General features: G+C 55.4%; 11 protein-coding genes. All 11 read left to right on the top strand.

Annotation, left to right across the window (positions count from 1 at the left end):
• Positions 1-4: 4 nt before the first annotated feature.
• The 11 genes from BMW31_RS04925 to BMW31_RS04975 all read left to right on the top strand — a co-directional run bounded on the left by BMW31_RS04925 (position 5) and on the right by BMW31_RS04975 (position 11997).
• The gene (locus BMW31_RS04925) at positions 5-1603 is read left to right on the top strand and encodes a hypothetical protein (protein ID WP_177166274.1); all 1599 of its coding nucleotides are present in this window, start codon (positions 5-7) and stop codon (positions 1601-1603) included.
• A 324-nt stretch (positions 1604-1927) separates the two neighbouring features.
• Entirely contained in the window at positions 1928-3310 is a 1383-nt protein-coding gene (locus BMW31_RS04930) for a DUF6242 domain-containing protein (RefSeq protein WP_091821909.1), read from the top strand.
• 14 nt (positions 3311-3324) lie between these two features.
• A complete protein-coding gene (locus BMW31_RS04935) occupies positions 3325-4005 on the top strand; it encodes a type IX secretion system protein PorG (RefSeq protein WP_091821910.1) in 681 nt (226 codons plus the stop codon).
• Positions 4006-4018: 13 nt separating this feature from the next.
• Positions 4019-4783, top strand: a complete 765-nt coding sequence (locus BMW31_RS04940; RefSeq protein WP_091821912.1) for an isoprenyl transferase — start codon at positions 4019-4021, stop codon at positions 4781-4783.
• Positions 4783-7398: a BamA/OMP85 family outer membrane protein gene (locus BMW31_RS04945; protein WP_091821915.1), complete on the top strand. Its 2616-nt coding sequence runs from the start codon at positions 4783-4785 to the stop codon at positions 7396-7398. Before BMW31_RS04940 ends, BMW31_RS04945 begins: the two co-directional genes overlap by 1 nt.
• A gap of 95 nt (positions 7399-7493) precedes the next feature.
• Complete coding sequence (locus tag BMW31_RS04950) at positions 7494-8006, top strand: OmpH/Skp family outer membrane protein (protein ID WP_091821917.1); 513 nt, start codon at positions 7494-7496, stop codon at positions 8004-8006.
• Positions 8007-8066: 60 nt separating this feature from the next.
• Complete coding sequence (locus tag BMW31_RS04955) at positions 8067-8552, top strand: OmpH/Skp family outer membrane protein (RefSeq protein WP_091821920.1); 486 nt, start codon at positions 8067-8069, stop codon at positions 8550-8552.
• An 89-nt stretch (positions 8553-8641) separates the two neighbouring features.
• On the top strand, positions 8642-9148 hold the full coding sequence (locus BMW31_RS04960; RefSeq protein WP_091822126.1) for an OmpH/Skp family outer membrane protein: 507 nt from the start codon (positions 8642-8644) through the stop codon (positions 9146-9148).
• The gene (murI, locus tag BMW31_RS04965; protein WP_091821923.1) at positions 9145-9987 is read left to right on the top strand and encodes a glutamate racemase; all 843 of its coding nucleotides are present in this window, start codon (positions 9145-9147) and stop codon (positions 9985-9987) included. The genes BMW31_RS04960 and murI overlap by 4 nt, the downstream gene beginning before the upstream one ends.
• Positions 9988-10386, top strand: coding sequence for a 30S ribosome-binding factor RbfA (gene rbfA / locus BMW31_RS04970; RefSeq protein ID WP_091821925.1), 399 nt, complete (start codon positions 9988-9990; stop codon positions 10384-10386).
• A gap of 297 nt (positions 10387-10683) precedes the next feature.
• Entirely contained in the window at positions 10684-11997 is a 1314-nt protein-coding gene (locus BMW31_RS04975; protein WP_091821928.1) for an FtsX-like permease family protein, read from the top strand.
• Positions 11998-12376 lie beyond the last annotated feature (379 nt).

Here is a 12376-nt window from a genome sequence, read left to right on the forward strand (position 1 = left end):
GAAGATGAAAAGTATGAAAGTTACTAAGTTTACTGTTGGACTGTTTGCTTTGCTTGCCTTGGCTTCGTGCTCCAACGACGAGACAGAGACCGAGAATGCCAACACTGTGCTGAAAGACGGCATCGAACTGACCTACAACGTGGGCGAAGCCGCTAACGACTCGGCCTTTACACGTGCTGCTGCAGCACAGCCGGCAGTGGAAACACAAACCTTTATGGGTATGGAGGTGCAGACACAGGTGACCGATGAGAGCCGCCGCCAGGGCACCCGCGCCACGGTTTACAACACCGTAGACCTGAACGGAAAGAAGGTTTACGCCTACGTATTCGACCCCGCTACCAACAAGACCATTGCCCCCGTGCAGACCGTTACCATAGCCGACAACAAGCTGACGGTGAAGGGCAAGGTGGGTTGCCAGGTGCTGTTCTACATCGGTACGGCACCTTACGCTGCCGAGGGAACCGACATCAGCACCATTACCGTTAACGAGAGGAGCACCGTAGACGCCATGCAATGCGTCTCGGAGCCCATTACGGGTAAGAATGCTCCGCTGGGCATGCTGTCGTTCAAGCACCTGTTTACCCGCATGCGCGTGGTGCTCAAAACCTCCGACGGCACGGTAGTAAATGCTTTCAGCCTGTCTACTGCCGACAAGTTGAGCAATCCGAACGCTGCCGTAAAGATAGCCGACAGGTCTTACACCGTGTCGGGTGATGCCGTGGCGCTCAAGTTTGCAGTTGCAAACAACACCTCCGCCACTGCCGAAACTGCTTATCAGAGCCTTATCGTTGACCCGGCACAGCCCGAAAAGAGCCTTTCGCTCGTATTCGACATGGCCGGCAAGGGTGCAACTATCGGCGGCGCACAAAACTATCTGACCGAAGTAAACAACAAGCTCACGCTCAAGACGCGCCAGTTGCTGCCCGGTCACCGCTACAGCATCAACATTACGATAAAGCCGAGTAACACGGAACAGTATCTTAACAGCGGGTTCCGCGCCGACAAGAACTTCTATCAGTGGGACGCCTACGAGCCCTACGGTGTGGGCGATGCCCATACCTGGAGCGCCGGCAACAGCGGTATCCACACAGTTCCGACCGGGGGCACCAATATGGATATAGCTACCCAGAGCTGCAAGAACTGCCCCTCGGCAACCGAAGCAAAGATGTACATCGGCGCAGGCGCACTGATTGACGATGGCCACACGGGAGCTTACCAACAGTCGTACACCACGACCAATCCCGCAACGGGCGCAAAGATAACTTATCATGGTGGCGTATGGCTGAAGAAAAAGCAGTATATACCGGGCTTTGACAATGGAACTGCCCCACAAGCCACGCAAAGTTCAGCGAAAGGCAGACCAACTGCGGACAACATAGACCAGTACTTCTTCCTGCCTCTCTACGGCTTCTACGATACAACTAACGGCGTATCAGATATGTACAAAAGCCATGGAACAAACGGCTACTTTATGTTGAAAACGGCCAATAGTACCGGACACGCATACTATCTATCGGCAAACGCAACGACAGTGACTTTCGGCACGCTTCTTAATTGGACAAGCAATAACATTGCATCGGCCAACATCTGGTCAGCAGATTAAACACTCTGCTTACTGGTTACATCAACTCAAGGGGGAAAGTGCTTTCCCCCGACTCTATACCGGCCGCCACTTAACTGTTTAAGTGGCGGCCTTGTTTTAGGATGAGCCGTGGCAGCAGCTTTTCTCTAAACAAACCTAAAAAAAGCCGTTGGCAATGAATAATTTACATAATTAAGCCTTAAAAATAATCGCTATTTGAATAATTCTAAGTAAATTTGCAGCCAATAACTTGTGGGGATACGCGCTGTCGGAACCGGAAAAACTGCTAACAAGCCGGCGGCAGGCTATATCCTGCATGGAAAATTCTAATCAAATAGCGTGTAAATGACAAGGAAATACATACCTTTCGCTTTACTGTTCTCGGCCTTGTTTGTCTTTGCTTCGTGCCTGAAAGACGAGGACGAGCAAATTACTTATTACGAAGACACGGCCATCACGTCGTTCAGGGTGGGAACGCTGAAGCAGCGCATAGACACCGTTACTGCCGCTGGAAAGGACACCTCGTACACAACAACGGTGGACTGCAGCGGCTACAAGTTCTACATTGACCACACCAACCGGCAGATTTACAATGCCGACTCGCTGCCCTACGGCATCAACGCCGCCAAGGTAGTGTGCACCATAGCGAGCAAGAACTCGGGTTCAATCGTGTACAAAAGCCTTACAAGCGACAGTCTGGCCCTGTATCGGAGTGCCGACTCCATCAACTTTGAGCAGCCGCGCGAGTTCCGCGCCTACTCCAACTCGGGCGCCAACTTCCGTGCCTACACCGTAAAGGTGAACGTGCACAGGCAGAAAGGGCACCTGTTTGTGTGGAGCCCCGTTACAACCGACGCCCGTCTGGGCGCCTTAGAGGCCATGCAGGCAGTGGCAGCAGGCGGCAGTCTGTACGTGTTCGGCCTGCGCGGCGGCACTACTCACGTGTACAAGCGCGCCACCACGGCCGGTGCCGGCTGGCAGGAGACAGCCACCTCCGTAGCTCTGGACGCCAACGCGTACAAGAGTGCCATAGTCCGGGGCAACACGCTCTACACCTACAGCGGCGGCAAGGTGCTGCGCTCGGCCGACGGCACCTCGTGGACTGCCGTGGCACAGCCATCGCTCCGCCAGCTTACCGGAGCCACGCAGGACAGGCTCTACGCCCTCTCCGCGGACAACCGCATCATGAGTTCGGCCGACGGCACGTCGTGGCAAGCCGATGCCATGGAAGGTTCCGCCGCCCAGCTGCCTACGGGCAACGTGCGGCTGCTGGCTCTTCCGCTGTCTACCAACGACGGCAGCCAGCTCGTGCTCACCGGCACCACCGCTACCGATGCCCGCGTATGGGGCAAGATACAGGAAGCCGACGGCAGCCAGCCGTGGACCTACTACGCTACCGGCACGGAGAACAAGCTCGCCCTGCCCAATCTCGCAAACCTGCAGACAGCGGTCTACGGAGGCCGTCTGCTCGCCATAGGAGGCAACGGTATGGGCCATACAACGGCCGAGGCCTTTGCCCAGTTCTACGAAAGTAACGACGGGGGCATTACCTGGAAGAAAGGAAGCATCGCCCTGCCGCCGTCATTCGCCTCGAGCGCAACATCATTCGCCATGACCGTTGACGCTGACCAGTTCCTCTGGCTCGTATGCGGACAGAGCGGACAGGTGTGGCGGGGCCGGCTGAACAGGCTCGGCTGGCAGAACCCGCAGAAGGTTTTTACAGAGTAAAATACTGAAAACCCATGAAGAGGATACTGCTGTTGCTCATGCTGACTGCCGCCGCCGGTGCCTATGCGCAGGACGACGTGGAGTACAGGATGGAGATAGGCGCCGGCGTAGGCACAGTGGCCTACGAGGGCGACTTTAACGGCAACATCCTCAAAGGCATGCAGCCGGCGGCCTCGCTGGTGCTGCGCCGCAACCTGAACCCCTACATGGGGCTGCGCCTCATGGGCAGCTACGGCAAGCTGAAAGGCTCGTCGGACAACGTGGATACGTACTGGCCCGACTACGTGCAGGCGCCTTACAAGTTCGACAACAACGTGGCCGACCTCAGTGTAACTTACGAGTACAACTTCTGGCCCTACGGAACGGGGCGCGACTATCGCGGTGCACGCAGGCTCACGCCCTTTGTCTTTGCCGGCATAGGTGCCACCTACGTGAGCGGAGGCAACAAGGACGTGGTGACGGCCAACGTGCCCCTGGGGCTTGGTGTGAAGTACAAAGTGGGCGACAGGCTCAACGTGGGACTGGAATGGGCCATGCACTTCTCGATGAGCGACAAGCTCGACGGCGTCTCCGACCCATACGCAGTAAAGAGCAGCGGGCTGTTCAAGAACACCGACTGCTACTCGGCACTGCAACTAACGCTTACGTACAGCTTCATGGCCAAGTGCCGCACTTGCCACAATGAGGACGAATAAATAACGAAAGAGCATGAACGAAGAGATAGACATGACCCGCATTCCGCGGCACATTGCCATGATAATGGACGGCAACGGCCGCTGGGCAGCCGAACGAGGCAAGCCCCGCAGTTACGGACATCAGGCCGGCGTGGACACGGTGAGGCGCATCACGGCAGAGTGTACGCGCCTTGGCGTAAAGTTCCTGACGCTCTACACCTTCTCTACCGAGAACTGGAGCCGGCCTGCCGACGAGGTTTCGGCCCTCATGGGGCTGGTGCTCTCTTCGCTGGAAGACGAAATCTTCATGAAGAATAACGTGCGGTTCCGCGTCATAGGCGACATAGACAGGCTGCCCGACGACGTGCAGCAGAAGCTCCGCGAGACCGAAGAGCACACGGCAGGGAACGACACCATGACCATGGTAGTGGCGCTGAGCTACAGCGCGAGGTGGGAAATTACCCAGGCCGTGAAGCGCATCATCGACGAGCGAGACCCGGCCCTGCATCCGCTGAAGATGCACATACAGCCGTTCCACGTTACGGAGGATGTTATCAGCAGCCATCTGGAGACGAGCTTCATGCCCGACCCCGACCTGCTCATCCGCACGGGCGGCGAAGTAAGGGTTTCCAACTTCCTGCTCTGGCAGATAGCTTACTCGGAGCTGTACTTCTGTGATACCTACTGGCCCGACTTCAATGAGCAGGACTTGCACAAAGCAATAGCCGACTACCAGCGGCGACAGCGCAGGTTCGGAAAGACCGAAGACCAAATAGAGAACGAAAATCAATCTGAATGATGAACTATATAAATAAGGTGTGGACGGCTTTCGTCGCACTCTGTTGCTGCACGGCAGCCTCTGCACAGGACAAAATCGTGCATCCTGAAATCAGCTACGCGGGCACTCCCCGCACAGTGACCATCGGCGGCATCAACGTGTCGGGGGTTGAAGGATACGAAGACTACGTGCTCACCGGTATCTCCGGACTCACCGTAGGACAAAAGATAGAACTGCCGGGCTCGGCCACCACCGAGGCCGTGAAGCGCTACTGGCGCCACGGACTGTTCTCGCAGGTGCAGCTGTCGGTCGACTCCATCATCGGCGACAAGGCGTGGCTGCACTTTACGCTGCGCGTAAGGCCGCGCGTATCAACCATCAACTACGTGGGCCTGAAGAAGAGCGAGCGCGAGGATATGGACACCAAGCTCGGCCTGCTCAAGGGCTCGCAGATTACGCCTAACGCCATAGACCGCGCCAAAGTGCTGGCCAAGAAGTACTTCGACGACAAGGGCTTCAAGAATGCCGACATCGAAATAAACCAGCGCGACGACGTAGCAGGCAAGAACCAGGTCATCGTCGACGTGATAGTTGACAAGAAGGAGAAGATGCGCGTGCACCAGATAACCATCGAGGGCAACGAACATCTCTCGGACAAAAAGATAAAGGGCTCGATGTTTACCAAAGGAGCATTTGCCAAGACCCACGAGGCCGGCAAGCTCACCAACATCTTCAAACCCAAGAAATACACCCCCGAACGGTGGGAGACCGATAAGAAGAACCTCATCAGCAAGTACAACGAGTACGGCTACCGCGACGCGGAGATACTGGCGGACAGCGTATGGAACTACGACGACAAGCACGTTAACGTGTACGTAAAGGTAAATGAGGGCAAGCAGTACTTCCTCCGCAACATCACCTGGGTGGGCAACTCGGTCTACTCTACCGACTATCTGGCCAACGTGCTGGGCATGAAGAAGGGCGACGTGTACAACCAGAAGCTGCTCAACAAGCGCCTTATCGAAGACGAGGATGCCGTGGGCAACCTCTACTGGAACAACGGCTACATCTTCTATAACCTGCAACCTACGGAGGTGAACATCGTGGGCGACTCCATCGATATGGAGATGCGCATCACCGAGAACCAGCAGGCACACATCAACCATGTGCGCATTAATGGTAACGACCGCCTCTACGAGAACGTGGTTCGCCGTGAGCTGCACACCAAACCGGGCGATCTGTTCTCGAAGGAAGCCCTCCACCGCTCGGCCCGAGAGCTGGCCTCGATGGGTCACTTCGACCCGGAGAAGGTGAATCCGGACGTTAGGCCCAACTATGAAGACGGCACCGTGGACATTAACTGGGACCTGGTTCAGAAGAGCAACGACCAGATAGAGTTCTCACTCGGCTGGGGACAGACGGGAGTCATTGGCCGCGTGGGGCTTAAACTCAACAACTTCTCGCTCCGGAACTTGTTTAACCGCAACAAGGAGCACCGGGGCATCATGCCGATAGGCGACGGCGAGGTGCTTAGTATCGGCGCTCAGACCAACGGAACCTACTATCAGAGCTACAACGCCAGCTACTCCACCAACTGGTTTGGCAACAAGCGGCCTATCCAGTTCAGCATAGGAGCCTACTACAGCAAGCAGACCGACGTGTCGAGTAACTACTACAATAGTGGCTACATGAATAACTACTACAACTATCTGTATGGTTACGGCAACAGCTACTACAACAACTACGAGAACTATTACGACCCTGATACGTACGTGAAGATGATGGGCGTGAGCCTGGGATGGGGCAAGCGCCTGCGCTGGCCGGACGATTACTTCCAGCTGTCGGTACAGTTGGCCTACACCAGATATATGCTGAAGAACTGGCGCTACTTCCTGATGACCAACGGCGATGCCAACAACATCAACCTCAGCGTGTCCGTGAGCCGCACTTCTACCGACAACCAGCTCTTCCCGCGCCGCGGTTCGGAGTTCCTGGCATCCGTCAGTCTCACCCCACCTTGGTCTAAGTGGGACGGCAAGGACTACGAACACCTGGCCACGGACAGGCAGTCGGCCACCTATTCTCAGGAGCAACAGGAGAAATACAAGTGGGTGGAATACCACAAATGGAAGTTCAAGGCCAAGACCTACACGGCCCTCACGAGCGGCCAGAAGTGTCTGGTGCTCATGACGAGAGTGGAGTTGGGCCTGCTTGGAAGCTACAACAAGTACAAGAAGTCGCCGTTTGAAACCTACTACATGGGTGGCGACGGCATGAGCGGATACTCCACCGGCTATGCCGAGGAGACCATAGGACTGCGCGGATACGAGAACGGTTCGCTCACTCCTTACTATCAGGAAGGCTATGCCTACGACCGTTTCACGCTCGAGCTCCGCTATCCGTTCATGTTGGGTAACACCACCATCTACGGTCTCGGCTTCGTCGAGGCAGGTAATGCGTGGAATGATACCGGCAAGTTCAATCCCTTCGACATGAAGCGCAGCGCCGGTGTAGGCGTAAGAATCTTCCTGCCGATGGTCGGCCTCATGGGTATCGACTGGGCTTACGGCTTCGACAAGGTGTTCGGAACCAAAGGCGGCAGCCAGTTCCACTTCATCCTCGGGCAAGAGTTTTAAACAAGTTAAAATACAGAGAGTTTATTGTTAAAAGATGTATGTCGGCCTCAACCGCAGGTTGCAACGTCCGTCTAAGATTTAAAAAAAGTAAGGATATGAAGAAGATTATCACACTCTGCCTGTTCGCTCTGGTGGCAATGGCAGCCCAGGCGCAGAAGTTCGCGCTCATTGATATGGATTACATCCTGAAACATGTGCCTGCCTACGAGCGCGCCAACGAGCAACTCAACCAGGTAAGCAAGAAGTGGCAGGCCGAAGTAGAGGCGCTGAACACCGAGGCTTCGACCATGTACAAGAACTACCAGAACGAGGTAGTATTCCTCTCCCAGGAGCAGAAGAAAGCCAAGCAGGAGCAAATCATGAATAAAGAAAAGGAAGCCTCCGAGCTCAAGAAGAAGTACTTCGGCCCCGAGGGCGAACTCTTCAAGAAGCGCGAAAGCCTCATGGGGCCCATCCAGGAGGAAGTTTACAACACAGTGAAGGAAATATCCGACCTGCGAGGTTACAGCCTCGTGCTCGACCGTGCCAGCGATACCGGCATCATTTTCGGCTCACCAAAGATAGATATCAGCAACGAAGTGCTGCAGAAGTTAGGTTATTCAAACTAATTGTTGTATATTTGCAGCCGCTGAACAAGAATAAAACAATTATTTAAATAGAAAACAGAAATGAAAAAATTGATTTTGATGTTGATGCTTCTGGCACCTATGGCTATGTTCGCCCAGAAGTTCGGACGCGTTAATACGCAGACTATCATGCAGTCGCTGCCCGATGTTTCAAAGGCCAACGGCGAACTCCAGGCACTGCAGAAGCAGTACGAGAACGACCTCAAGGCTATGCAGGACGAGCTGCAACGCAAGAATGATGAGTACCAGAAGACTCAGAGCACCATGAACGCTACCAAGAAGCAGGAAACGGAGACGGAGCTTCAGAATATGTATCAGAAGATTCAGCAGACCTATCAGGACAACCAGCAGGCTCTGCAGAAGAAATCTAACGAACTCATGGAGCCCATCGTGACCAAGGTGCGCAACGCCATCCAGGCCGTTGGCAAGGCAGGTGCTTACACCTACATCTTCGAGGAAGGGGCAGCCGTTTATGCCGGCGACAGCGTGAAAGACGTTACTGCAGAGGTGCAGGCCAAGCTGAAGTAAGCCACAGCAAGTTTTTATCAGATAAGGAATGAGGGCAGGCCTAAGTGCCTGTCCTCATTTCTCAATTTATATAAACAAGGTGTAACATGATGAAAAAGCTATTATTCTCCCTTTTCCTCTTTGTGCTTCCGCTGGCTGCCCATGCACAGACGCAGCTCAAGTTCGGCTATTTCAGCTATCAGAAGGCTTTCGAGTCAATGCCCGACTATGCGATAGCACGCCGCAACCTGGACGACCTCAAGGGCAAATACGATGCCGAGATGCAGCGCGTGGAGGACGAATTCAACAAGAAGTATGAAGAGTTTCTCGACGGACAGCGTGAGTTCGCACCCTCCATCCTGCGCAAGCGCCAGGCCGAACTGCAGGAGATGATGGAAAAGAACATGGCCTTCAAGGAAGAGGCACGCCGCCTGCTGAAGCAGGCCGAGCAGGATGCGTACGCGCCGCTGAAGACCAAACTGGCCGAAGCCGTGCGCGGTATAGGCGATGCCCGCGGCTATGCCTTCATCCTGAATACCGACGGCAACGCCGTGCCTTACGTCAGTTCGCTGGCCGGTGAGGACATTACGGCGCTGGTAGCTGACAGTCTGCGATGACCGCCACACTGCCCCAGACACCGGGACCCATAGGTGTTTTCGATTCAGGTTACGGCGGACTCACCATTCTGCACGGCATCCGCCAGCTCTTGCCACAGTATGACTACGTGTTCTTAGGCGACAACGCGAGGGCTCCTTACGGTCCCCGCTCGTTCGATGTGGTGTATGAGTTCACCCGCCAGGCCGTCCGCAAGCTTTTCGAGATGGGCTGCAACCTCGTCATCCTGGGCTGCAACACGGCCTCGGCCAAGGCCTTACGCACCATCCAGCAGAACGACCTACCCCACTGGGACCCGCAACGGCGCATCCTGGGCGTAATCCGACCCACGGCCGAAGTCATCGGTCAACTTACCAAGAACCGCCACGTAGGCCTCCTGGCCACTGAAGGAACGGTGAGGAGCGGCAGCTACGAGCTCGAAATCCGAAAGTTCTGGCCCGATATCCGGGTCACGGGCGTGGCCTGCCCCTTCTGGGTTCCGCTGGTGGAGTACAACGAGGCCGACAGTCCCGGCGCCGACTACTTCGTCAAGAAGCGCATCGACGAGCTCATGGCCAAGGACGATGCCATCGACACCATCATCCTCGGGTGCACGCATTACCCCATTCTGCTGCCCAAGATACTGAAGTACACGCGGCCCGGTATCCGCATCGTGCCCCAGGGCGAGTATGTGGCCAACAGCCTGCAAGACTACTTCGCCCGACATCCGGAGATGGAATTGAAGTGCACCAAGGGCGCATCGTGCCACTACCTCACCACGGAGAACCCCGAAAGGTTTAAGGAGGGGGCGCAGATATTCCTGCACGAGCAGGCTAAAGTTGAACATATAGATTTAGAATAAATGCAAGAAACACGACAGAACCGCATTGCCCGGCTGCTCCAGAAGGAGCTTTCGACGATATTCCAGAGACAGACCCGCATGATGCACGGCGTGCTGGTGAGCGTTACGAGAGTGCGCATCAGCCCCGACCTGAGTATCTGCACGGCCCATCTCAGCATCTTCCCGTCGGATAAGTCGGAAGAAATGCTCAAGAACATCACGGCCAACGAGAAAACCATCCGCTACGAGTTGGGCACCCGCGTACGCAATCAGCTGCGCATCATCCCCGAGCTCCGCTTCTTCATAGACGACAGTCTTGACTATCTGGAGAGGATAGATGAGCTGCTGAAACCTCACCCCCAGCCCCTCTCCGAAGGAGAGGGGAGTACCTCTGCGGGTGGCTCTGAGAGCGGAGAATAAGGGGGAAACGGGGATGAAACCTAACCCTCTGCATCTCTACGAAGAAGAGGGGGGGTACAACTAAGGACCTCTCCCCCATCCCCTCTCCTTCGGAGAGGGGGGTATAACCATGAGCTCTACCTTATTCTATGATAAGGAGAAGGGGGAGGGTTCCAACCTACTCGTTATCAAAGAAATAGGGAGGAGGTTCACTGATTACCTCACTCACGGCCACTCTTCCAAGAAAAGAAAGTATAGAAAGGGCCTCTCCCGCAACCCCTCACCCAAGGAGAGGGGAACAAAAGAAACAGAAAACAAATGGAAAACAATAAACTTCAACCAGATAAAACCTCCCCTCTCTTTCGGAGAGGGGATGGGGGTGAGGTCTCCGGTGGGGCCGGAAGTGAGGTCTCCTTCCCTTTCTTCATCGCCCGCCGTTACCTGTTTTCCAAGAAGAGTACGCACGCCATCAACATCATCAGCCTTATCTCCGTCGTTGGCGTTGCCGTGGCCACAATGGCACTTGTCATTGTATTGAGCGTGTTCAACGGCTTTCACGATTTGGTTGCCTCCCTCTTTACCACCTTCGACCCACAGCTTAAAATCGTGCCCGTACAGGGAAAGACGGCCCCTGCCGACGACCCCCTGCTGCTCAAGGTGCGCCACCTGCCGGCCATCGACGTGGCCACCGAGTGCATGGAAGACAACGCCCTGGCCATGTACCAGGACAAACAGGCCATGGTGACGCTGAAGGGTGTGGACGATAACTTTGCCGAGCTGACCCACATTACCGATATTCTCTACGGCGACGGTGAGTTCGATCTCCACGCCGCCAACCTCAACTACGGCACCATCGGCATACAGCTGGCCCAGCAACTGGGCACGGGCGCCCGCTGGCAGGGCGGGCTGCGCATCTACGCTCCGGTACGTGAAGGGCAGCTGGACCTCTCGAACCCCGCTGCCGGGTTCACGCTCGACTCGCTCGATTCGCCCGGAGTGGTGTTCCAGGTCAAGCAGACCAAGTACGACCGCAACTACATCATAGCCCCCATAGCCTTTGCCCGGAGCCTCTTCGGCCAGCAGGGCAGGCTCTCCTCACTGGAGCTGCGCGTCAAGAGCGGAACCGATCTGGGCGCCGTGAAGCGCGAAATCAAGGATATCGTAGGCCCCAAGTACCGCGTGCTCGACCGCTTTGAACAGCAGGACGACACGTTCAAAATCATGACCATAGAGAAGCTGATAGCCTACATCTTCCTTACGTTCATCCTCGTGGTGGCCTGCTTCAACATCATCGGTTCACTCTCCATGCTCATCATAGACAAGAAAGCAGACGTGGCAACGCTGCGCAACCTGGGCGCCACCGACAAGCAGATAACGCGCATCTTCCTCTTCGAAGGGCGCATGATAGCTGCCGTAGGCGCCGTTGTGGGCATCGTCTTGGGCCTGCTGCTCTGTCTGTTGCAGCAGCAGTTCGGCCTCGTGAGGCTCGGCGACAGCGACGGTTCCTTCATCGTCGACGCCTATCCGGTGAGCGTGCACTACCTCGACGTGCTCCTCATCTTCCTCACCGTAATAGCCGTAAGCTGGCTCTCCGTGTGGTACCCCGTGAGGTTCCTCAAGCTGAAAGAATAAAAGAATTGTGCCCACGCGGTACAACTCTTTTTCCTGCTCTTCCCTTCCCTTTTTCTTGATACTGCCTTTCAAGCCCCTTGAAGCATAGCTCCAACGGCGTTGATGATGCCCTTCAGGAGGCTTGAAGGGCAGCTTTCATTCTCTTCCTTATAATTAGTTGATTGATAGCCGGTTGCATGTCGGTTTCCGAAAGCGCCGCTACCGGGTAGTCATCCCCTCCTCCGCCTCCCCTTTCCAAGGGGAGGATACCGGCTTGCCTTGTGGATTTTAGTAGGAAATTTCGTGCTCTTAAGCTACTCGTTCTATAACTAAAGCAGCTAAAATAATACTTTGTTACTCTGTCTTTAATCCACTTCAGCAGCTAAAAAATTACTCTGTT

Source organism: Prevotella sp. kh1p2 (genome assembly GCF_900111525.1).
Classification (GTDB): Bacteria; Bacteroidota; Bacteroidia; order Bacteroidales; family Bacteroidaceae; genus Prevotella.

Excerpts from the sequence above, each read along its gene's own strand:
- BMW31_RS04925 (WP_177166274.1), top strand. The coding sequence starts at position 5 with ATGAAAAGTATGAAAGTTACTAAGTTTACTGTTGGACTGTTTGCTTTG.
- BMW31_RS04930 (WP_091821909.1), top strand. The coding sequence starts at position 1,928 with ATGACAAGGAAATACATACCTTTCGCTTTACTGTTCTCGGCCTTGTTT.
- BMW31_RS04935 (WP_091821910.1), top strand. The coding sequence starts at position 3,325 with ATGAAGAGGATACTGCTGTTGCTCATGCTGACTGCCGCCGCCGGTGCC.
- BMW31_RS04940 (WP_091821912.1), top strand. The coding sequence starts at position 4,019 with ATGAACGAAGAGATAGACATGACCCGCATTCCGCGGCACATTGCCATG.
- BMW31_RS04945 (WP_091821915.1), top strand. The coding sequence starts at position 4,783 with ATGAACTATATAAATAAGGTGTGGACGGCTTTCGTCGCACTCTGTTGC.
- BMW31_RS04950 (WP_091821917.1), top strand. The coding sequence starts at position 7,494 with ATGAAGAAGATTATCACACTCTGCCTGTTCGCTCTGGTGGCAATGGCA.
- BMW31_RS04955 (WP_091821920.1), top strand. The coding sequence starts at position 8,067 with ATGAAAAAATTGATTTTGATGTTGATGCTTCTGGCACCTATGGCTATG.
- BMW31_RS04960 (WP_091822126.1), top strand. The coding sequence starts at position 8,642 with ATGAAAAAGCTATTATTCTCCCTTTTCCTCTTTGTGCTTCCGCTGGCT.
- murI (WP_091821923.1), top strand. The coding sequence starts at position 9,145 with ATGACCGCCACACTGCCCCAGACACCGGGACCCATAGGTGTTTTCGAT.
- rbfA (WP_091821925.1), top strand. The coding sequence starts at position 9,988 with ATGCAAGAAACACGACAGAACCGCATTGCCCGGCTGCTCCAGAAGGAG.
- BMW31_RS04975 (WP_091821928.1), top strand. The coding sequence starts at position 10,684 with ATGGAAAACAATAAACTTCAACCAGATAAAACCTCCCCTCTCTTTCGG.